Annotated in this window: 24 protein-coding genes and 2 pseudogenes; 8 read left to right on the plus strand and 18 right to left on the minus strand. The window is 34.7% G+C overall.

Translation table 11 applies throughout. The features are described 5' to 3' along the window. The 8 genes and pseudogenes from BAU27_RS21955 to hcp all read right to left on the minus strand — a co-directional run. A pseudogene (locus BAU27_RS21955) lies at positions 1 to 277 on the minus strand (septum formation initiator); the annotation flags it as partial. A gap of 1452 nt (positions 278 to 1729) precedes the next feature. Next, positions 1730 to 2692, minus strand: a complete 963-nt coding sequence (locus BAU27_RS21960) for a tubby C-terminal domain-like protein (protein WP_071771925.1) — start codon at positions 2690 to 2692, stop codon at positions 1730 to 1732. A 122-nt stretch (positions 2693 to 2814) separates the two neighbouring features. Continuing rightward, positions 2815 to 2957, minus strand: a pseudogene (locus BAU27_RS32960) (short-chain dehydrogenase); the annotation flags it as partial. Between the two features lie 435 nt (positions 2958 to 3392). Continuing rightward, positions 3393 to 4142 (minus strand): ABC transporter permease, encoded by a 750-nt coding sequence (locus BAU27_RS21965; protein WP_071771926.1) that lies wholly within the window; start codon positions 4140 to 4142, stop codon positions 3393 to 3395. Then, the gene (locus BAU27_RS21970) at positions 4143 to 4904 is read right to left on the minus strand and encodes an ABC transporter ATP-binding protein (RefSeq protein ID WP_071747529.1); all 762 of its coding nucleotides are present in this window, start codon (positions 4902 to 4904) and stop codon (positions 4143 to 4145) included. 169 nt (positions 4905 to 5073) lie between these two features. Then, complete coding sequence (locus BAU27_RS21975; RefSeq protein ID WP_071747530.1) at positions 5074 to 5415, minus strand: DUF1048 domain-containing protein; 342 nt, start codon at positions 5413 to 5415, stop codon at positions 5074 to 5076. 76 nt (positions 5416 to 5491) lie between these two features. Further along, positions 5492 to 5812, minus strand: a complete 321-nt coding sequence (locus BAU27_RS21980) for a PadR family transcriptional regulator (RefSeq protein WP_071747531.1) — start codon at positions 5810 to 5812, stop codon at positions 5492 to 5494. Positions 5813 to 6398: 586 nt separating this feature from the next. Further along, a complete protein-coding gene (hcp, locus tag BAU27_RS21985) occupies positions 6399 to 7685 on the minus strand; it encodes a hydroxylamine reductase (RefSeq protein ID WP_071747532.1) in 1287 nt (428 codons plus the stop codon). Between the two features lie 276 nt (positions 7686 to 7961). On the opposite strand from hcp, the gene BAU27_RS21990 reads away from it, so the two are divergent. Next, complete coding sequence (locus BAU27_RS21990; protein WP_071771927.1) at positions 7962 to 8993, plus strand: hypothetical protein; 1032 nt, start codon at positions 7962 to 7964, stop codon at positions 8991 to 8993. A 462-nt stretch (positions 8994 to 9455) separates the two neighbouring features. Here BAU27_RS21990 and bla2 read toward each other — a convergent pair whose 3' ends face one another. Both bla2 and BAU27_RS22000 read right to left on the minus strand, forming a co-directional pair. Continuing rightward, complete coding sequence (bla2, locus tag BAU27_RS21995) at positions 9456 to 10229, minus strand: BcII family subclass B1 metallo-beta-lactamase (RefSeq protein WP_071771928.1); 774 nt, start codon at positions 10227 to 10229, stop codon at positions 9456 to 9458. 148 nt (positions 10230 to 10377) lie between these two features. Continuing rightward, on the minus strand, positions 10378 to 10659 hold the full coding sequence (locus BAU27_RS22000) for a MazG nucleotide pyrophosphohydrolase domain-containing protein (RefSeq protein ID WP_071771929.1): 282 nt from the start codon (positions 10657 to 10659) through the stop codon (positions 10378 to 10380). Positions 10660 to 10781: 122 nt separating this feature from the next. On the opposite strand from BAU27_RS22000, the gene BAU27_RS22005 reads away from it, so the two are divergent. Continuing rightward, positions 10782 to 11072 carry a DUF3784 domain-containing protein gene (locus tag BAU27_RS22005; RefSeq protein ID WP_071771930.1) on the plus strand — a complete coding sequence of 97 codons (291 nt, stop codon included), beginning with the start codon at positions 10782 to 10784 and terminating at the stop codon, positions 11070 to 11072. 28 nt (positions 11073 to 11100) lie between these two features. Here BAU27_RS22005 and BAU27_RS22010 read toward each other — a convergent pair whose 3' ends face one another. Next, positions 11101 to 11382 carry a hypothetical protein gene (locus BAU27_RS22010; protein WP_071747536.1) on the minus strand — a complete coding sequence of 94 codons (282 nt, stop codon included), beginning with the start codon at positions 11380 to 11382 and terminating at the stop codon, positions 11101 to 11103. Positions 11383 to 11515: 133 nt separating this feature from the next. On the opposite strand from BAU27_RS22010, the gene BAU27_RS22015 reads away from it, so the two are divergent. Then, positions 11516 to 11710, plus strand: coding sequence for a hypothetical protein (locus tag BAU27_RS22015; protein ID WP_071747537.1), 195 nt, complete (start codon positions 11516 to 11518; stop codon positions 11708 to 11710). Between the two features lie 122 nt (positions 11711 to 11832). Beyond that, complete coding sequence (locus BAU27_RS22020) at positions 11833 to 12870, plus strand: serine hydrolase domain-containing protein (protein ID WP_071771931.1); 1038 nt, start codon at positions 11833 to 11835, stop codon at positions 12868 to 12870. Positions 12871 to 13061: 191 nt separating this feature from the next. Here the strand turns inward: BAU27_RS22020 and BAU27_RS22025 are convergent, their stop codons facing one another. From BAU27_RS22025 to yeiL, 5 genes are all read right to left on the minus strand, one after another. Continuing rightward, on the minus strand, positions 13062 to 13310 hold the full coding sequence (locus BAU27_RS22025) for a hypothetical protein (protein WP_025150487.1): 249 nt from the start codon (positions 13308 to 13310) through the stop codon (positions 13062 to 13064). A 279-nt stretch (positions 13311 to 13589) separates the two neighbouring features. Further along, positions 13590 to 14633 (minus strand): flavin-containing monooxygenase, encoded by a 1044-nt coding sequence (locus BAU27_RS22030; protein ID WP_071771932.1) that lies wholly within the window; start codon positions 14631 to 14633, stop codon positions 13590 to 13592. A gap of 133 nt (positions 14634 to 14766) precedes the next feature. Continuing rightward, positions 14767 to 15504, minus strand: coding sequence for a metallophosphoesterase family protein (locus BAU27_RS22035; protein ID WP_071771933.1), 738 nt, complete (start codon positions 15502 to 15504; stop codon positions 14767 to 14769). 43 nt (positions 15505 to 15547) lie between these two features. Next, positions 15548 to 15901 (minus strand): glyoxalase superfamily protein, encoded by a 354-nt coding sequence (locus BAU27_RS22040; protein WP_071771934.1) that lies wholly within the window; start codon positions 15899 to 15901, stop codon positions 15548 to 15550. 13 nt (positions 15902 to 15914) lie between these two features. Continuing rightward, positions 15915 to 16607: a transcriptional regulator YeiL gene (gene yeiL, locus BAU27_RS22045; RefSeq protein WP_071771935.1), complete on the minus strand. Its 693-nt coding sequence runs from the start codon at positions 16605 to 16607 to the stop codon at positions 15915 to 15917. Positions 16608 to 16715: 108 nt separating this feature from the next. Between yeiL and BAU27_RS22050 the strand changes: the two genes are divergently transcribed. The 3 genes from BAU27_RS22050 (at position 16716) to BAU27_RS22060 (ending at position 18224) form a co-directional block, all read left to right on the plus strand. Then, on the plus strand, positions 16716 to 17162 hold the full coding sequence (locus BAU27_RS22050; RefSeq protein WP_071771936.1) for a DMT family transporter: 447 nt from the start codon (positions 16716 to 16718) through the stop codon (positions 17160 to 17162). A 13-nt stretch (positions 17163 to 17175) separates the two neighbouring features. Next, a complete protein-coding gene (locus BAU27_RS22055) occupies positions 17176 to 17640 on the plus strand; it encodes a DMT family transporter (protein ID WP_071771937.1) in 465 nt (154 codons plus the stop codon). A gap of 89 nt (positions 17641 to 17729) precedes the next feature. Next, on the plus strand, positions 17730 to 18224 hold the full coding sequence (locus BAU27_RS22060) for a hypothetical protein (protein WP_175546554.1): 495 nt from the start codon (positions 17730 to 17732) through the stop codon (positions 18222 to 18224). 40 nt (positions 18225 to 18264) lie between these two features. Here BAU27_RS22060 and aiiA read toward each other — a convergent pair whose 3' ends face one another. Both aiiA and BAU27_RS22070 read right to left on the minus strand, forming a co-directional pair. Continuing rightward, positions 18265 to 19017, minus strand: a complete 753-nt coding sequence (aiiA, locus tag BAU27_RS22065; protein ID WP_071771939.1) for a quorum-quenching N-acyl homoserine lactonase AiiA — start codon at positions 19015 to 19017, stop codon at positions 18265 to 18267. 100 nt (positions 19018 to 19117) lie between these two features. Continuing rightward, complete coding sequence (locus tag BAU27_RS22070) at positions 19118 to 19324, minus strand: hypothetical protein (protein WP_071771940.1); 207 nt, start codon at positions 19322 to 19324, stop codon at positions 19118 to 19120. A gap of 166 nt (positions 19325 to 19490) precedes the next feature. Here BAU27_RS22070 and BAU27_RS22075 point away from each other — a divergent pair, with 166 nt between their 5' ends. After that, on the plus strand, positions 19491 to 20510 hold the full coding sequence (locus BAU27_RS22075; RefSeq protein ID WP_071771941.1) for a zinc-binding alcohol dehydrogenase family protein: 1020 nt from the start codon (positions 19491 to 19493) through the stop codon (positions 20508 to 20510). Positions 20511 to 20548 lie beyond the last annotated feature (38 nt).

The raw sequence follows: 20548 nt of genomic DNA on the forward strand, positions 1-20548 counted from the left end.
TAGCAGAATTAGAAGCGTATATCATTTTAGCAAGCGCCCTATGTGAGTAATACATAACTGGATATGCAAGCAATGTAATTAACAGTAATGACAATAAACCACCTGAACCTGCATTAATAGGTAGAAAGAGTACTCCTGCTCCAATTGCTGTTCCAAAAAGGCTCAATGCCCATGTAGTATCTTGTTTATGCCACTTTTTAGGATCTAGATAGTTCTCATTTTTCACTGCAGTATTTTCAGCTTGAAATTCTATTTTTTTTGCAGTATTCCCATTCATATAATAAATCCCCCTTGTATCCTATTCTTACGTCTCTTTTTAGGCTTAAGAATATAGACCATTCTTAAAAAATGAATCGCTTACTAGATGCGCCATATTGTAAACGATTCCACCTAAAGCTGTCTCTCTTAATGTGCGAGGCATTTATCCTCCAACCCTATACTTCGTCAGCATTGTTGATATTGTTTACACCAGCTAATACGATGTCCGCTGCTACTAAACTATCTTGAAGAAATTCCCCCTTCTGGTCACACACCTTTCTGCAATTAATCGTTTCAGTCTGTCCAACTTTAAAATGTTTGATATTTTCTCCGTAGGTAACCGATTACCTCTCGACGCCCTCATTATAACGTTTATATTTGCAAGTCTAATATTTTTTTATTTTTAGAAAGACAGAATAAACAGAATTATGAATAGATAATAAATTACAATTAGTATATAGCAGTTGTGTCTATTTTTTGAAGCTGTATTAGTTAGCAAAAAGGGGAAAATAATACAGATATCATTTTTGTTAACACGTTAATTATATTGGGAACTCATTATAAAGATAGTTATATTCCCCTTTGCTGAAACATCTTATTTTAGATGTAAAAACTGTTATAATAAATAATCACTGTAGATATAAAGGAATAAATTAAGAAAACATAAAATCATCTAAACGAATATTTATTACTAACGTCGAATCAATATACATTTTTCAGAAAAAAAGAACTTCTTTTTCAAGGAGCCTCTACATCTTCTATAATGATTGACATGTTACGCCTTTCAAAAGGATAACACCATAAGTTTCCATTTACTATATGTAATATTTATTAAGTGTAGTTTTTTTCTAAATATGCATAATTTCATGTTTAGAAAAAGATAGTATACTGTCGTATTGTGTAATAAATATATAGCCTACCTATGGAAATAGGCATACAAAAACGTCACCCTTTTCTATGAGGAAACAGAAAGAATAGCACATTTTTCATTTTAGGGGGTATTTTATTTTGTTAGCTTGATAGCGATGTGGTTGTACCCCTTAAACTATAAACGTATTTTGTAAACGGGTTTATACTGTTCAGAACTTTGCAACGGAACCCTTTCTTTCATCAAAGCCTGTTGAGATTTATCTCGCATAATCCCTTGTCTTTCATGCTAAATGCATTTATAACAAAACTTTCCGAGCTGACCCGATTGTTGAACAAAGAAATACGCTACAAAATAAATCTTCTGATTAAACTTTTTACAAATTATCAATCTTTATTATTAATGATTAGACTGATTTATAAATTATCGAACCTTATTTTAAACCCACAGTAGTTGGAGGAAGCTTGACGCTAACAGATGATACACCTGAAATATCAGAAAGATAAAAAGTACCGGCATCCTTCCCATGAAGAATACCGGTACTTCTCATTTATCCCGCTATTTGTGGGCAGTAAGACTCCCACTGATTAAAGTTTCACTTTATCACCCATACAAAACCGCATGAAATACGCCTAACAGTAAGTATTGATCTTGTATATAATCCTCATCATATACATTCATCTCGATGTAATACATATCTTCCTCAAGACGAATATTCCAATCTGCGATTACATAGCCTTTTCGTAATAACTTTCCAAGCCCAAGTGAAGTTTTGTGAATAACATATTCTTCTGCCTTATATGTAAAGGTAAATAAGAAATTTGCATCCAATAACTTTCCGTCACATACAATTATTTCATGCTCTGCATCATTATTATCGATGTACGTTACTAAAATCTTTCTTTGACGCTGCCTACTTATATCTTTTGCAATAACGCAAATATTGTCCTTACTATCCTTTATTTCATAAATGATATTACTACCAACTTTCGGAATAAAGTCTAGCACTTTCATCAGAGCATTTTTATAATAGCCCCGTACTACGCCTACTTGCTCGCTTCCATTGTAAACCTCTACTGGCGTCGTGTCCGCTTTACTATCACACAGTCGTTTGTAAGAAAGCTGCATCATTCGCTCTCCTCTTAAGTACTGATCAAACGTCACAGGATATTCTATCGCGCGCAGTTCCTTATTTAGCCCATACAAATAGCGTTGAACGCTCTCTACTAATGTTGTAGTAGATATACGCTCCTGAAGTTCAAATTGTTGCCCACTGGAAGAAACCCTCCACTGATTGTCCTCTTCATAGAAGAAACCAAGAATTACGTCATCACAGTCACTCGTTTCATAATTCATATGTACGTTCTGTCCGTGTTGAACTTGTTCCATCCACTGTCCTAAATAAATGCCCAGCTCTGCGACCTTCATGCATGACTTTTGAAAAAATACTCTGTCACCCATACGAATCGTTAAGTCCCCTTCGATAAAGCCCTTTGCATAAGCAACATACCGTGGCTCATCCTTCTGTGGAATATCCTTGTCTATTTCAAACGAAAACGTTATCATCCTTTACTCACCTCTAGTTGTTACACAGCTCACACCTGACATCGCATCACTCTGAGAAACTATGTATATACACATATTTAATTAACGCACTATAACGCGTGAATGCCCTTAGCATAGTAGCGCTATTTTTTCTTCGCGAATTCCCTCAAAACAATATACTCCCACCATCTCCAAGGAAGTATTTTTTCATCATAATAGCAAACTTTACCCCTTTTCCAATCGGATAACAGAGCGTAGTTTTTTTTGCGATTGTAATAGAAACAATTGAAATGCATGTAATGAGTGTACATCTAATTGTTCAATTTGTATATGTTCCGCAAGATGTAGTGCGGTAGCCAGTTCTGGCGCAAACACTCCACAACGTTTGTAAGTAACCTTCTAAACTTGGACATACTGATACTAGTACATTAAAAAAAAATCCTGATTAGTCAGGACCCTTTCTTCTCTTTTACGGAGAAATTTTGTGCATTGCATTGATTTTATGACGATTAGAATTGCAGTCAAAATATTATCTCTTCCCCTTTAACTCTCTCAGGCTGATTTTTCTCAACGTCTGAACCTACTTACGTACCAACTGTGTAACCAGTAAGAATACCAATAATTATAGCAATAACTAAGAATCATGTGATTTAAATCCATTTTCCCACATATATTTTTCCGGAAAGTTTAGTTTCCATAGAGAACCGAACCGATGGTGCACTTACCCTAACTGACGTTTAAATGCTTTACCCGCAAAGAAGTAAGCGATAACCATAATGCCCACACACCAAGCGAGTGCAATCCAAATATCGTTGCCAACAGTCCCTTCATATAAGAGGGCACGAATCGCATTCACAATTGAAGTCACAGGCTGGTTCTCAGCGAACGCACGAACAATTTTTGGCATAGTTTCAGTAGGAACAAAGGCCGAACTGATAAAAGGCAGAAAAATTAGTGGGTACGAGTAGGCTGTCGCCCCTTCCATAGACTTCGCTGTCAACCCAGGAATGATAGCGAGCCATGTCAGCGCCAGCGTAAACATCCCAAGTATTCCAGCTACCGCAAGCCAATCCAGAATATTAGCGCTGGAACGGAAGCCCATTAAGAGCGCAACAAGGATAACCACCACGATAGTAAGCACATTAGCAACAAGTGATGTTAATACGTGAGCCCATAATACCGACGAACGCTTAATGGGCATAGTAATGAAACGTGCCATCAGCCCACTCTTTACATCCGTAAACAACCGTACGGATGTGTAAGCGACACTGGATGCGATAGCCATCAACAAGATTCCCGGCAATAAATAATTGACGTAGTTATCCGTTCCTGTCTTTATCGCGCCTCCAAATACGTAGACAAACAACAGCATCATCATAATCGGTGTAATCGCTACCGTAATAATCGTATCCGGACTGCGCATGATGTTACGCATTAAGCGCCCTAATAATACCCCTGTTTTGCTCTTCATTTACATCTCCTCCTTTTTGCCGATGATCGCAAGGAAAATTTCTTCCAATGTCGGCTGCTTCTCGATATACTCCACTTTTGCCGGTGGGAACATCTCTTTAAGTTCTGTAAGAGTACCAGTCGTGATAATTTTTCCGCCATGCAAGATAGCGATACGGTCCGCCAATTGTTCGGCTTCCTCCAAGTACTGAGTCGTGAGCAAGATGGTTGTGCCACCGCCAGCAAGTTCCTTGACGGTATCCCACACTTCAATCCGTGCTTCAGGGTCAAGCCCTGTCGTCGGTTCGTCGAGAAAAATGACTGCTGGCGTCCCGATCAAGCTCATGGCGATATCAAGCCGGCGCTTCATCCCTCCCGAATACTGGTCTGCCCTCTGGTTAGCTGCATCAGTTAGGCTGAATCTTGCAAGCAAATCGTCAGCGACTTGGGCGGGACTAGAAACTCCACGCAACTTGGCGATCATTATCAAGTTTTCTCTCCCCGTGAGCATACCGTCTAAAGCTGCGAACTGCCCTGTCAGACTGATACTTTGACGAACATGATCCGATTGACGCTGGACGTCAAAACCGCAAATATCTACTTCACCACCATCTTGCTTCATCAGCGTCGAGAGGATGTTGACCGTTGTCGTCTTGCCCGCTCCATTTGATCCCAGCAGTGCGAAAATTTCACCACGCTGCACCTCAAAATCCACCCCTTTTAAAACTTCCTTGTCTTTAAAAGATTTCTTTAACCCTTTTACAGAAATGGCTGCATTACTCATACTGTTTCCTCCTTATAAAAAATGTTTTGCGAAGATAAATTGCCTACGCCCTCTATTCAGTATTACTGATAATCTGTACTACTTAGTACTGAGTTAAAAATATAACTGAATAGCGATGGCGGCAACTCATATTTGTAACCAGCTAATCAGTCGATATTATTTATTGCATTTATTTTTTTCTCAATTTCTTCATGATACTCTCATTCAAATCTTCACGATACTTGGAGACATAAGTTTTAGCGTTTGCCACTAGTTCGTCAGCAAAGGAAGCTACGTCATCCCCAGTGATTTCAAGCACTTGTCTTCCTTCCGCCGCACCAGCTTCAAACAAATCGATTAATTCATACTGTATGTGCAGCATATCCATTCCATTACCCGCTGAGAAATTCCACATATAGTTTTGAATTTTCTTAAACACAAACTGATAGTCCTCCGGCAAGGCTCCAACTCGTGCCATCATCATTTTATACTCTTTTTTATCACCAATTAATTTTTTGAACATTTCCATCATATTAGTTTTCCTCCTTTTTTATAAAGCAGAACAAGAAACCCCAAAAATATCGGACACAATATCTTATCTTATGAAGCTAGTTTGACTTCAAGACGTTAATTTTTGATGATACAAAATCCCACTTTTCCCAAAATAATTCAAGCTCCTGACGGCCAGCTTCATTAAGCGAATAAAACTTTCGAGGCGGCCCCATATCTGACGGTTTCTTTTCAATATTCACAAGCTTTTTCTTCTCTAATCGTACGAGGATGGTATAGACCGTTCCTTCCACAACTTCGGTAAACCCAAGATCATTCAGATGACGTGTAATCTCATAGCCATACGTTTCACGGCGACTGATGATTTCCAACACACAACCTTCCAACGAACCTTTCAGCATTTCAGTTAAATTTTCCATATTCTGATCCTCCTTTACCCCCTATTCTGTCTGACTTATATTCAGTATTACAGAGTACTAAGGCGAATTTTTTACTGAATAGCTTTTGAGAAACCATACTATTCAGTATTACTTATTACAAGTACATTGTATGACTAAGTAGTGGTGGATGTCAACTGATTTTCAAAATTTTTCTAAAATCCGCTATTACCTATTGTTTACTGCATACATCTTGAGAAACTACACTATTCAGTATTACTTATTACGAGTACATTGTATGACTAAGTAGTGGCGGATGTCAATTGATTTTCAAAATTTTTCTAAAATCCACTATTACCTATTTGATACAACCTATTTTCTTTCTGAAGAAATCTCTCCACATACCTATCCAGCTAAGAAAAGAAAATACCCCAAAACGAAAATTCTACACTTTTTTATTTTGGGGCGCTATAATATTCCGGAGTTAATGAATATGGATGGCTCTCCTTATTAATAAGACGGATTATTTTTTGTTCTTCTACTATTATACCTGTGCATCTAATAAATTAGTTTTCGAATACATACAAATTCTTTATAAAGCCACTATTAAATGTACAACATCTTTTCATTACGATAACATCATAGCCATGTCTTCTGCTGCATTTGTAATCAGTTTTAAACCGAATGTTTCTTGCAATACATCAAGCACGCCAGGTGAAATAAATTCAGGAGCCTTTGGACCGATGCGAATATCTTGAATTCCAAGGCTAAATAGTCCAAGTAAAATGGCAACTGCTTTTTGTTCAAACCATGATAGCACAATACTAACTGGCAATTCATTCACTTCACATTGAAAAGCATCTGCTAAAGCGGCCGCTATTTTCACTGTAGAAATTGAATTGTTACATTGTCCTAAGTCAATGTAACGCGGGATCTCCGTACCAGGTACAACACCATAATTTACATCATTAAAGCGGAATTTCCCGCAAGAAGTTGTTAAAATTACCGTTTCTGGCGGAAGTGACGTTGCTAATTCACGATAGTATTCTCCGCCTTTTCCTGGGGCATCGCAACCTGCTATAACAAAGAAACGCTTTATTTTCCCTTCCTTTACTGCCTCAATAATTTCTGGAGCTAATGATAATACTGTATTATGATGAAACCCTGTTACTAACTGTTCATCCGACTCCATATGTACTTCTGGAAGTTCTAACGCTTTTTGAATCAATGGTGCAAAATCATCATTTTCAATTTTTTGTACGCCCTCTAAACCTGCAATATCATATGAAAAGAATCGATCAAAATATGATCCTTTAATTGGCATAACACAGTTCGTTGTAGCTAAAATGGCACCAGTAAATTTTTCGAAAAGACGTCTTTGATCATACCATGCCTTACCAATGTTCCCTTTTAAATGTTTATATTTTTTCAGCTGCGGATATCCGTGTGCTGGTAACATTTCAGAATGCGTATAAATATTAATTTCTTTTCCTTCTGTTTGCTTTAATAATTCTTCTAACGCAAATAAATTATGACCAGTAACTACAATTGCCTTACCTTCTACACGATTTTGTGTAATTTGAACCGGCTCTGGAACACCAAAGTGATTCGTATGTGCCTCATCTAATAACTCCATCACTCGTAAAGCTGATTTCCCGACTTTCATAGCCATATCAATATGCTCTTGCTCATTAAAGTTGGAATTTGTTAACGTCATATATAACGCTTCTTGCGTTGTAGCATCTACAAATGCATCTGTATATCCTAGCTGAGCAGCATGAGTACGATAAGCCGCAATTCCTTTTAATCCAAACACAATCGTATCTTGTAAACTTGCAATTGTTTCATTTTTACCGCAAACACCTATTACTTTACATCCGCCTGTTGGCGTTTGTTCACATTGATAACAAAACATTATCATCCCACCCTCTCCCAAGCATTCCTTACAACCTAAGCATAATACCCATTAATGAAAAGGGATGTGATATCAATCACAATAATATATAAAGATTTGTGACAGTTCACATTGTTGACATAATATTTTTATCGTCTTCTAATATTAATGCTTTCGCATAATCATTTATTTGCATAATGTATCGACGCACTTTTAAGGAACACAAATATCATATCCATCTAATATTTCACAAAATTTTCCTTGCTGATGGTACAATTAAAGTTATGGAGGGATAATATGGTATATATGATGTTTTATTATGGAATACTGTTTCTTATACTCGGTATTGCAATATTTCTGTTTATTATGGCTGGGTCACGAAAAATTAGGAATAAAAATCTTTCATTCGTAATGATCGGTTTAGGGATAAATATACTTACAAGTCCAGTGGCACTTTTTATAGGGGTGATGGCAACAGATTCTCCATATAGTACTAGACTTGATTTTTGGAAAGGATTTCTCTTTATTCAAGGAATACCTCTTTTCTTACTACTTATAGCTTTCATTTGGTGGTCTATTCGCCCGGCCAAAGTAAAAGTTTCAACGAGCATTGAAAAAGACCTTGAACAAAATATGAAAAGTACTAAGAAAAAAGAGACACGAGGCCGTCCCGTTACTGCCATACGTATTTTAATTCCAATTATTTTATTAGTAGGCTGTTTTTCTTACATATTGTATTTACAGGACGTTACACTAGAAAAAAGTCATTCTCCGAATAATATAAATACGATTAAAGTAGTTAAAATAGATTCAAACTCTTCTCTTGGTTCCTCTCCCGTCAGAATTAAATACGGTTGGTCGGAACATTTGGACACAAATATTGCAAATGACGGGGAACGTCTCGATTCTTCAAACGTTTCAATAGATTGGAAAAACGATTATGAAGCAACAATAACGCTACGCGGAAAAGAAACAGTACCTGAAGTTGTGGAATTTAATGTATCAGATAAATCCAGTAGTTCTGTTTTTAAGAAAGTACAAAAAGTGGTCAGTTCCTTTACCTTTCAAAAAAGTGAATCTCCAAATCTAATAAATATTATCGAGTTTAGGGAAACAATAAAATCAAAAGGACCAAGTCCCAGTTCAACTGTAAGAATCTATTATGGGAAAAGAGGTAGCATTTTAAAAAAATATAAAGAAGTCACTCTTAAGGACATGTATACGACAGAGAACTTCAATATCAATTGGAGAAACGATGAACAAGTACAGGTAGAAGTCTTAGAGGAAAATGTAGTAACAGCTACCATCGTGATTGATTTATCAAAATAAATCTATTTTTCACATGTTATAACTTTTTTCTACTCGGCACACGAGAGATACATAGTATTTACAAATTAAAAGATTTATACACATTATGAGCACCCTCTTTCTTTACAATACATTTACACTATCTTTACATTGTTTACATTATTTATATGATATATTTATATAGAAACTACTTAAGAAATTTCATGTACATTTTATCTTTATGATCTCTTATCTAATTGATAAAAAGATCATGTTATATTTTTATAACAGGGGTGAACTAGAATGACTGAAACATTAAAAACACTTATAATGCTTGATGTTACTTACGTTGTTATAGCAATTATGACGGTACTGGTATTTGTATACTTGGAATTAAAATCTCAGTAACGTATACAGGCGTAATTAATAGCTTCGCATTTAAATATAGCTAGAAGAAAGCGAGGAGGAAATTATTTCCCCTCGCTTTTATATTCCAACAGTTTCTTATTTCAACAAATCCAATGTATGTAAAAGTAATCCTCTGTCCCCTACTTCTCCATGACCAGGCACTACTAAGTTCATATTTCCATATCGCTTCAACACATTCTCAATCGATATCGACCATTCATTTACATATGCATCAGCAACATTCCCTAAATCTTTTGCCCCCGCAGATTTCACTAAACAGCCTCCAGCTAAAATGTTGTATTGCGGTAACCATACGACAATATTATCTTCTGTATGTCCTTTCCCTGGATAGAACGTTTCTACTTTCATATTTCCAAACTTCAAATTCGTAATTGTTTGTAAGTCTCCAAGTGGATCTTCATATCCATTTTTCTTTGCTAGTTCCGCAGTTAATGCTGTACTATGCGCTTTAATTCCTCTTTCTTTCAACGTTTTAATTCCGCCAATTCGATCAGCGTGCGCATGTGTAATAATGACATCCGTTACTCGCTTCTGAAATTTCTTTTCTACCATCTCTATTAGTTCCTTCGTTAACTTATCATCCCAAGAAGAATCGACAAGTACTAATCCTTTAGAAGTATTAAGAACTAGACCATTCGAAGGAACTGTTTCTCCGTTAAAATAACCTAACTCCGTATGAACCCATACATTTTTGTTTAACTGAGAAATTGAAATGGTTCCTGTCTCATTTTTTATTACTTTTTTCTCTAGCATTTGTTCCGCTTTCACAGAAGAAATTGTGCTAACAAATTGAGTTGTTCCTAGTAAACTAACACATACCCCTAATTTTAATAATGTATTCTTTTTCATTTTCTCCACCCTTTCTTTCAAACGAAATAGTTATTACCTATAATAGACAATTACCCTTAACAGTTTGTTCCATCTTTTCTTACATATTTTTCATACCATTAATAAAAAGCACACAAAATTTTGTACGCTTTTTAACTTAACTTTCCTTTTACCATTCACGTTTTTTATTAATCATCATTTTTTCTTCAAACGCCTTCTCTAAATCAATTTCTAACTTATTTGCTAAATCACATACATTCCAAATTACATCAAACATTTCTAAACCAATCTCTCTTTTCGAATCTTGTATTTTATCACGCTTTAATATAACTTCCACTAATTCACCTAATTCGGCCATCGCATACATCGTACGCTCTTCAATTGTTGTATCTTGAAATCCTTTTTCTTTACTGAAATTTGATACATATCTCTGGAATTCCGAAATATTCATATGTAATCTCCCTTCATCGTAAATATCTCATTTTTAATAAACTTAAAATCAAAATTGTTTTTTGTTAAATTATAACATTCATACTATAATTTATTTACAGCCCTTTAACGGAGGTGTTTTCAATGACTCTCTTCGCTTCCCCATCATTATTCATACTAGCAATCATTTCATTTGCACTAGCATATTTCATCGGAGTAAAGCAATACACTTGGCTCTTATCAGGATTCAATGAACGCCGTGTGCCAGATAAAGTTAAGTTATCAAAAATAGTGGGTCTTTATAATTTAACTGCTGGTGTTATCGCCACAATTGGCAGTGTCTTCACTACTCCTAATGCCAAAATCTTATTTCCTATCATAATAATTGGCCACGTTATAATTGCTGCCTATGTAAATACACGTATGGTGAAATGAAAAAGATCACCCAAATGGATGATCTTTTTTATAATTTATCAACATATTGCTTCGCTTCTAATAAGGAAAAACCAAAAGCTTCTCTTACTCTCTTAACTGCTGTAACTGTTTTTCCTTCTTCCATAAGCTGACGCAACTCTTTATTAATTTCAGGTTCTCTATCTACAATTCCCATTTCTTTCGAAATTAATTGTAATCTATCTTCCATCCTCTTTAAACGCGCATCCGTTTTCTTTTCGATTTTATTTAATTTTTCAGCGAGATACATAAATCCAAAGGCCGCTATCGGTATGACAATCCAAAATTCAATGACTGCTCCTCCTTACTAGCTTTCATATGTTTTATTTAAGTAACTTATGTAAATTTTACCACAAGAAACATTTAATGTATAATAGTAATATACAACACTGTTGATAAAACCTTTTATTTTAGGGGGATACTTTATGAAAAGATTTTTTAAGACGTTACTACAATTTGTAGTTCTTTCAATCGCACTACATTTATTATTTGATATCGTTGGCTGGCTTGTTTTCAATGCACCAATAAAAAACAAAACCACCATTATTTCCTTAATAACAACCTCATGGCTTATGTACATGTACCGATATAAATTTTTTAAAGCATTTACTTCGAATTAACTTAAACTAAGAAAACACTTCATCGATAATCGATGAAGTGTTTTCTTTTTCTCTCCTACACTCTATTTACTACTGTATAATAAAATTAATATTCTGTTTTTTCAAAAAGAAAGGAAGTCACTATGAACTTAAAAAGTAACAATATATACGAGAAAATGAACCAATATTCCGTTGCAGGATTAAGCCTTGCCGTTATATGTGACGGTAGACTTGATGAAGCGTCTGCCTTCGGAACACTTGAATCCGGAACAACTAGAACTGTCACTACGGATTCCATATTCAATTCTTGTTCCATTAGCAAGTTCATCACCGCCATACTCACGCTAAAATTATGTAATCAAGGCATAGTACATTTAGATGAAAACGTAAATGATAGACTCACATCTTGGAACATCTCTACCAATTTATTTACTTCACAGAAAAAAATCACGTTGCGAAACTTATTAAGTCACCAATCTGGAATCATTGATCCTCCTAATAGTTTTGAACATTATACACTTGCACAAGGGCGACCAAACATGTCTGAACTCCTTGCCGGTAAAACATTATATTGCCCAGTACCGATAGAAGCAGCTTATAAACCAGAAAGCGAATTTCACTACTCTGACGCAAACTTTTGTATTATCGAACTACTACTTGAAAATATAACTGGAAAACCATTTAATCTTTTACTTGAAGAATATATCTTTCAGCCACTTCAACTGAAGAATAGTACGGTATTCCCTACTGAAGATATAAATAAATTAGATACATTTGCTTGCGGACATAATAAAGATGGCACCGTTACAAATGAGAAGTATCCATTTTATCCATTCGCAGCAGCCTCAGGCATTTGGACAACACCAACTGACTTATCAACTTTAGTAATCGAACTCATTCATTCCTTACATGGAAATAGCAAACTAAAACTTTCTCAAAAAATAGTACAAGACATGATTTCTCCTCAAGGTTGCTCAAAATGGACTGGGTTAGGTGTTTTTCTAGATGATTCTAATGAAGACTTACAAATTTATTCATATGGATGGGGCGTTGGATTTCAATGTATGATGGTATGCTATCCATATCAAGGTAATGGTGCTGTTATTATGACAAACTCTGATTTAGGTGTTCATCAAATGGAAGGAATTATTGGCGAGGTTTTAAAAATGTTATCCTTATAATGAAAAGAAAGAAGCTGTTCCTTCCAGCTTCTTTCTTTATCCCGCTATTTGCCGGGCAGTAAGACCCCCATCTCAATATTCAGCGAAAGCAAAAAAGTTAGATGGGGGATCAACTGCCCGTAAAAGCCCGATTGGTGAAGGCTAATAATCAGCGGGGGATGAAGAAGCCCCCCACTGATTAAAGTTTCACTTTATATAACATTTTTCGCAACAATTTTTATATGTTCTGGTGCGATAATCTCCGTTATACTTTCTTGGAAATCTTCATGCAACAGTTCTTCAATATGTTCTAGCTGCACTTCGACATGTGTGCATTCTAAATTATGTATGTTTAATAGTGCATAATGATCTTTCTTCTTAATTACTAAATATTGATTTTCTTCTGTTACGAGTACCGATCCTAATCGTACTCCTAGTAAGCGTTGATCATCAAACTTCATAATTACTTCTCCTTCCCTCACATAAATGAAATTAAAATGAAAATAATTACATTTATGGAAAAGACTCTTTTTTAGACTATATCATAATTTACTAAAATATAAATATCATTTTTCCTTTTAATAAAAATTCCTATTCTTTCATATATTTCGATACAAAAAACTTTCTCAACATAAAATTAGAATTTTCAGTTTTTAAATCTATGAAAATCTATTATAATAAAGTTAATAAATGTTTGACCTCTCCTAATTCATGTACATATGGATGATCAGTAGTTGCTGCTACTGATCTATTTTTTTGATTTCAGAAAGTAAATACGCTGCATCCTTTCCTACACCACAAATAAGTGCAGAGCCCCTTTGAGATTGCCACGGCAAACCGATATAATATAATCCTCTTACGGGACTTATTCCCTTTACATGATTAGGAAATCCTTTCTCATTCACTGTCTTTTCTATTTCAATCCAGTTATAGTTCTGATTAAAACCAGTTGACCATATAATGCTTTCCCCACTATACGTGCCACCATTTTGAAACATAATGCTATTTTCTGATGCACTAACCACTTTTCCCTCTAGTTTAATTGCTCCACTACGAATAAGTTCCTTACCTTCAAAACCGAAAATGGGATCCTTTCTCTTCTGAAACCATTTTCCCCTCTTAGTATGTATTTTTGCATACAATAAACCCATTTTTTCTAGCCAATTAAAAATGCTTTTCCCAAAAAAATGTAACGGTAAAAATGTTAATGGATGACTGATAGACATTGTTACTTCATGAGTTTTTGCAAGTTCTACTGCGATTTGCATTCCTGAATTCCCTCCACCTACTACTAGTACTTTCCCCTTAGGAATTTGTGATGGTGATTTATATTGTGATGAATGTATTTGAAAAACATGCGATGAAAGATGTTGTGAAAATGAGGGGATGAATGGTTGCTGAAAACCACCTGTTGCGATAACAACCTTTTTTGATTGTAAAGTTTCTCTAGGAGTATGTAATTCGAATATATCTTTTTCTTTCTTTATTTTTAAAACTTCGGTTTGCAATTGGACTGGTAATTGAAAATGTCTTGCATATTCTTCTAAATAAGTTGCAATTTCATCTTTATGTGGAAATCCATTTCCTTCTCCTTTTAATATCATACCTGGTAAACTACTATATTCCCTCGGTGTGAAGAGCTGCAGAGAATCATATCGGTTTCTCCATGAATCACCAACTCGGTTTCCTGCCTCAAGTAGTAAATAATTATATCCTGCCTGCTTCAAATAGTATCCTATTGTTAAGCCAGCTTGACCAGATCCAACGATAATTATATCTTTCACTCTAATCCCTCCTAAAATATATGAATACTTGTTCATATATTCATACGTTTCTGTAATCATAACATTTTATTTTTACATAATTCAACATCTACAAAATATAAAAAGAGCAGTTTACTTTAAAGTAAACTCCCCTTCATTCTATCTTCCCAGTCTTTAGCGCCTGAGCCCAGTCATGCCTTTCCTGTTGAGCAGCTAATCCAGCAGCTTCTTCCCAATTATAAGGAACTGAAATTTGTTCAATTATCCATTCTCCCAAACCCTCTTCTATCACTACATATTTTGCATGCGGAGTTCCTGATTCCATTTTATGCACAATAGGTAATTCATCTTTGTATGCTGGAAGTCCTACACTCCCTGGATTTATAATGATTTTTCCGTTTGCTAAATAAACAACTCTAGGAATATGCGTATGTCCACATACTATTATTTTTTGTTCTATATTTTGGAGTTGATCCATTATATTTTTTTCACTCTTTAATACCGCACCATTTTCATTCATCTCTTCTAATAAATACACCTCATCTGAAGTCGGTGTACCATGACAAAATAAAATATCGTCTACAATACATTGTGAAAGATGTTGTTTTAACCAATCTATATGATGATTTGTTAATTGATTTCGAACAAAAGCTAGTGTAGTAGATTGCTCTTGTATAGGTTCCCAAATCATGCGATCACAATTGCCCTTAATATGTATCATCTCGTTATTCATTAATATTTCAATTGTTCCTAAAGGATCTAACGGCCCATACACGCTATCACCTAAATTTATTATCCTTTCGACCTTGCGACGTACAATATCTTTTAATACAGATTTTAAAGCGTGACTATTTCCATGGACATCTGAAATGATTGCTATTTTCCTATTCATTGTAAACACCTACTTTGATAAATTATTTATGACATCTCAATTTCTAAACCCTCTCCTCATAAAATATAATTCTATTTAAAAACGGATCAATCACAGTTAATTCGATTGTATCCCATGGTGTTTTTTCTATATTTGGCTTCGAGTAAGCATATTCTTTACTTAATAATATAGAATGATAATCCTCTACATTATCTATTTTGATCCGAATCGCACCACCTGGCGAAGCATCTCCATGATGTTCTGATAAATGTATTACAGCATTATGTAACGAAATTTGCATATATAATGGCATATGTTCCTCATACCGATGTTCCCAATCCAGTTTAAATTCTAAAAAATTCAAGTAAAATTGCTGCGCTTTTTCAATATCAAAAATTCTAAATATAGGTGTAATCATTTGTAATCTCCTCCTATTTATATACATCCGCCGCCAATTCCCGCAAAACATCCACATCCATCACTTCAAAGCATCCATTGTTTTTCTGTATTATCCTTTTATCACAAAAGGTATTTAATGTTCGTAATAAATGTCGATAACTCGTTCCCAGCAATTCAGCTGTTTCCGTTAAATTCCCACTAAACACAATTCTATTTCCGTGCTGAACCGCTCGTTCCCCTGCTGCTAACATGTAACTCGCAAGTCTATTTTCAAGCGGGTATAGTAAATTAATTGTACTATTTTTTGACAATCGATTTAATTTGTGAGCTAAAGAACCACAAATACATCTTAAAAATTTCGCATCATGAAATAATTGGTTTCTCACTTTTCCTAATGGTAGGCCAACACAATACGAGTCTGCCATCACTTGTACGTTTGAAGCAGTTTTTTGAGAGTGAATTACTTCTACATCCCCCAGTAACTGTAAATTATCATAAAAACATAATAATACAGATTTCCCGTTACTTAATGTATTAAATGCTTTCGCTTTTCCTTCCACAAAAAAATATAAATAATCTATCTCTTCATTTTCTCTACAAATAAACTCATTCTTTTTAAAAAATATAAGTTCCATATACGGTTTCATATCATTACTAAAAAATGAATCAATATTATTTTGTTTCATATACTCTGCTAATTTATTAGAATTACATACTTTCTTCATATTCCCCCACCTTTACAACTCATCCCCATTTTAATTAAAATTTTCTTCTTTCACTATGACATATGTCATAGCAATATACAATTTCAGCGTGATACAGTCATTACAAACATGAAATATAAAGGGGATATTACATTGTATAACTTTCTTTCTGTCTTTATTGGTGTGCTCATTGCCATTATGCTCCCATTGAACGGGATTTTATCTGAAATAATCGGTAATTATACAGCGAGTGTTGTCATTCACCTTGTCGGTTTAGTAGCAGTTGTTGTCGTTTTAATTATCAACAAAAATAAAATTCGTTTTGAGAGAGGAATTCCGCTTTATTTATACAGCGCCGGAGCCATTGGAGTATTCACAGTACTTTTTAGCAATATAAGCTTCTCCGCTCTTGGCGCTTCTATTACTATCGCATTAAGTCTACTCGGTCAATCCATTACTTCTATCATAATTGATCATTTCGGTTTATTAGGAATGAAGGTTGCAAAGTTTGAAAAGAAAAAACTAATCGGATTAATGTTCATTTCTTCTGGAATTATTATCATGACAATTTATTAATGGGGGCAAGAAAATGTTATATATTTGTATCGCTATTTTAGTTGGAGTTTCTATCGTTGTTGCTAGAATTATTAATGCGAATTTAGCAAAGAAAATTGGAAACTGGGAAGGTACATTTTTCAATTATATTACTGGATTATTTTTCTCTATGTTATTTTTAATTTTCAGTTCAGATTCATTTTATATTTCTAGTCATACGTTGCAATCTATCCCTATCGCTGTATACTTAGGCGGATTAGTAGGCGTTATCGTTATTTCATTATCAAACTATATTACTCCTAAAATATCGGCATTTTATTTAACGTTGCTCATCTTTATCGGACAATTATTTGCGGGGACTATCATTGATTTCTTCCTGTCAAACGAACTCTCTATAGGAAAAGTTGTCGGTGGGATTTTCGTATTAATTGGGCTTACTTACAATTTACTCGTTGATCGCCCTATTAAAACAGTGCATAATAAACACGTTCAACTATAATACTTTACGCTTACCTATCATATATTAATAGAAACGCTCTTCACACAAAGTAATAGAGAGGAGAATATCCTATTAAAAAAATCATTTTACTGCTAGGTAGCGTATTGATTATTTCTGGAATCGTATGGTTTATAAACTCTGGGAAATCTATTCAAGATTTCTATACTGCAAGTAAACCAAAGAAGAAAGCTACTATTATTTCAACTCAAAGAGACCCAGATGCACCCCCTGTTTTTTTAGGAAAACAGGAAATAAAAGATATACATGTTGAGTCAATTAAGACGAAAAAGGATATCTTTCTCACAAAAACAGATGAATTAAAAACGTTCATTACGAGTATGGATACCGCGAAAAAAGGGAAATTAACATTAGATGAAGAAGGCTCAGATTTAGTAGATTGTAACATGTGGATTACCTTCCAAGATGGGACTTATAAACAATATTTAATTTGGATAGTAGATAACAACAGTAGTGAAATTATGATTGCCCATCAAAACAATCCTGATGACTTAGATCTTACTTATTATCAATTAAATGAAGGCAATTCGAAAAAAGTATATAGCTTATTTAAAAAGATTATATAAAAGAGAAAGTCATGGGCACATTAGCTCATGACTTTCTCTTTTATATATATTCAGGGAACACTTTACAGCTCTTTTCCTGCTCTATATCATGTCCAAAGAAAACAATTGGGTTCTCTTTCCTAACAACTTCTTTTAAACGTTTAATTGAAGATAAAGCTAATTCCGGATCAAACCCCGCGAACGGCACTTCATCTTCAAAATTTTCTTTCGTATACGATGCATCGATCGTTAATAACACTGGGCCAGAGTTCTCTGTCTCAATGAATAGTGACTGATGCCCCGGAGTATGTCCTGGTGTATACAATAATTGAACACCTGGTACGACTCCATAATCCCCTTCAATGATTTTGTAGTTTAAATTCGGCAATATACATTCTTTCATATATTCTTCACTATGTTGTGCCGCCTCATATTCAGCCCGCTGCACAATAATCGGTGTATTTGTAAAAGCACCATTTCCTCCTGCATGATCAAAATGTAAGTGAGAACTAATAATATACAGAAGGTCTTCTGGCTCATACCCTGCACGCTTTAAAATATTTACGATTCTATCTTCTTCAGTCATTTTCGGTAAAATCTGCCCCTCAACAAATGTGCCGTTAAAAAGTCCTTCATTATTAACCGCACTTTCTGGCATACCTGTATCTACTAAAATAGGTCCTTCTTCAGTCTCCAATAAATAACACCATACTGGTAAGTTTAATAAATTCCCCGGTGTGAGCGTACTATTAACAGAAGAGTGATCTAACATACAACGACCAGCTGGTACGAAATAAAGCTTCTTTACCGTCATTATGTATCCACCTTTACATTTAATTTTGAATAAGACACATAGTAAAAATTCTTCTTTCTAGAAATAAAATCCTTCTAGACCATCATTCCATCTTTACTTACTATTTTTTCAATTTCCGAATAGTAAAACATGCTAAAACAATCGAGATGTAACATATAGCAATCCCTAAGAAACTAACGCTGAAACCATCTTCATGAATAGTCATAAGTTTTAATATATCAATATTAAATAAGCGACCGATGAAAAGGTACATGATAATAATTGCCGTTACTACAAAATAGTCATTTCTTCTTAATTGCATTGTCATTTGCTATTCACCTCGCAATGTTTTCTATCAAAAACATACCATATATACTTAATATTTAAAATAATTTCCAAGTTCACAAAAATAATTAAAGTATACTTTTTTACATACCAATCTTTCCCCCCTATAATAAAAGAGAAAAACTCTTACTTTAATGGAGGGAATAGAAATGAAAGCAATTGGTTTACATGAATACTTACCTATTGAAGAAGAAAACAGTTTAATTGATATTGAAGTTGAAAGACCTGTTGCCACAGGAAGAGATATACTTGTAAAAATTAACGCTATTTCCGTTAACCCAGTTGATACAAAAGTTCGATCTCCGAAAGATACAAAAGAAGATATAGCAAAAATACTTGGCTGGGATGCTAGTGGTGTTGTCGTGCAAACGGGCGAAGGTTGTACGTTATTTAAAGAAGGCGATAAAGTATTTTACGCTGGAAGCATTACAAGGCAAGGTACATACAGTGAATACCATCTAGTTGATGAAAGAATTGTTGGTAAAAAACCAAAAACGTTAAGTGATGCTGAATCTGCAGCAATTCCTTTAACAGCCATCACAGCGTGGGAAGGTTTATTTGAACGTTTAGGTATTGATTACTCTAAAAAAAGTGAAAACTCATTTAAAAACATTTTAATCATCGGCGGAGCTGGTGGTGTAGGTTCCATCGCAATTCAGCTTGCGAAATGGGCTGGACTAAATGTAATCGCAACTGCTTCACGCGGAGAAACGATAGACTGGGTGAAAAAGTTTGGGGCTAATCATACAATCAACCATCACAAACCTTTAAAAGAGCAAATAGTAGAACTTGGGCTAAAAGATGTCGATTACATCTTCTGCTTAAACAATACAGATCAACATTGGCAAGCAATATGTGACCTCATTAAACCACAAGGAAAAATTTGCTCTATCGTAGAAAATGAGCACCCTCTTGAGATGGGCATTTTAAAAAGTAAAAGCGCTACACTAGTTTGGGAATTTATGTTTACAAAAGCGATGTATGAAACTGGCGATATGATTACGCAGCACGAACTATTAAACAAAGTGAGCGAATTATTAGATGAAGGTATCCTTCATACAACTTTAAACGATACGTTAACACCGATACATGCAGAAAATCTTAGAAAAGCACATGCATTGCTTGAGAGTGGACGTACAATTGGGAAAATTGTATTAGAAAAGTTTTAATAAAAAAGTCCGATTTCTAAATATGAAATCGGACTTTT

Origin of the sequence: Bacillus sp. NH11B (genome assembly GCF_001884205.1) — a bacterium.
Taxonomy (GTDB): domain Bacteria; phylum Bacillota; class Bacilli; order Bacillales; family Bacillaceae_G; genus Bacillus_A; species Bacillus_A proteolyticus.

Excerpts from the sequence above, each read along its gene's own strand:
- BAU27_RS21960 (WP_071771925.1), bottom strand. The coding sequence starts at position 2,692 with ATGATAACGTTTTCGTTTGAAATAGACAAGGATATTCCACAGAAGGAT.
- BAU27_RS21965 (WP_071771926.1), bottom strand. The coding sequence starts at position 4,142 with ATGAAGAGCAAAACAGGGGTATTATTAGGGCGCTTAATGCGTAACATC.
- BAU27_RS21970 (WP_071747529.1), bottom strand. The coding sequence starts at position 4,904 with ATGAGTAATGCAGCCATTTCTGTAAAAGGGTTAAAGAAATCTTTTAAA.
- BAU27_RS21975 (WP_071747530.1), bottom strand. The coding sequence starts at position 5,415 with ATGATGGAAATGTTCAAAAAATTAATTGGTGATAAAAAAGAGTATAAA.
- BAU27_RS21980 (WP_071747531.1), bottom strand. The coding sequence starts at position 5,812 with ATGGAAAATTTAACTGAAATGCTGAAAGGTTCGTTGGAAGGTTGTGTG.
- hcp (WP_071747532.1), bottom strand. The coding sequence starts at position 7,685 with ATGTTTTGTTATCAATGTGAACAAACGCCAACAGGCGGATGTAAAGTA.
- BAU27_RS21990 (WP_071771927.1), top strand. The coding sequence starts at position 7,962 with ATGGTATATATGATGTTTTATTATGGAATACTGTTTCTTATACTCGGT.
- bla2 (WP_071771928.1), bottom strand. The coding sequence starts at position 10,229 with ATGAAAAAGAATACATTATTAAAATTAGGGGTATGTGTTAGTTTACTA.
- BAU27_RS22000 (WP_071771929.1), bottom strand. The coding sequence starts at position 10,659 with ATGAATATTTCGGAATTCCAGAGATATGTATCAAATTTCAGTAAAGAA.
- BAU27_RS22005 (WP_071771930.1), top strand. The coding sequence starts at position 10,782 with ATGACTCTCTTCGCTTCCCCATCATTATTCATACTAGCAATCATTTCA.
- BAU27_RS22015 (WP_071747537.1), top strand. The coding sequence starts at position 11,516 with ATGAAAAGATTTTTTAAGACGTTACTACAATTTGTAGTTCTTTCAATC.
- BAU27_RS22020 (WP_071771931.1), top strand. The coding sequence starts at position 11,833 with ATGAACTTAAAAAGTAACAATATATACGAGAAAATGAACCAATATTCC.
- BAU27_RS22025 (WP_025150487.1), bottom strand. The coding sequence starts at position 13,310 with ATGAAGTTTGATGATCAACGCTTACTAGGAGTACGATTAGGATCGGTA.
- BAU27_RS22035 (WP_071771933.1), bottom strand. The coding sequence starts at position 15,504 with ATGAATAGGAAAATAGCAATCATTTCAGATGTCCATGGAAATAGTCAC.
- BAU27_RS22040 (WP_071771934.1), bottom strand. The coding sequence starts at position 15,901 with ATGATTACACCTATATTTAGAATTTTTGATATTGAAAAAGCGCAGCAA.
- yeiL (WP_071771935.1), bottom strand. The coding sequence starts at position 16,607 with ATGAAGAAAGTATGTAATTCTAATAAATTAGCAGAGTATATGAAACAA.
- BAU27_RS22050 (WP_071771936.1), top strand. The coding sequence starts at position 16,716 with ATGAAATATAAAGGGGATATTACATTGTATAACTTTCTTTCTGTCTTT.
- BAU27_RS22055 (WP_071771937.1), top strand. The coding sequence starts at position 17,176 with ATGTTATATATTTGTATCGCTATTTTAGTTGGAGTTTCTATCGTTGTT.
- aiiA (WP_071771939.1), bottom strand. The coding sequence starts at position 19,017 with ATGACGGTAAAGAAGCTTTATTTCGTACCAGCTGGTCGTTGTATGTTA.
- BAU27_RS22070 (WP_071771940.1), bottom strand. The coding sequence starts at position 19,324 with ATGACAATGCAATTAAGAAGAAATGACTATTTTGTAGTAACGGCAATT.
- BAU27_RS22075 (WP_071771941.1), top strand. The coding sequence starts at position 19,491 with ATGAAAGCAATTGGTTTACATGAATACTTACCTATTGAAGAAGAAAAC.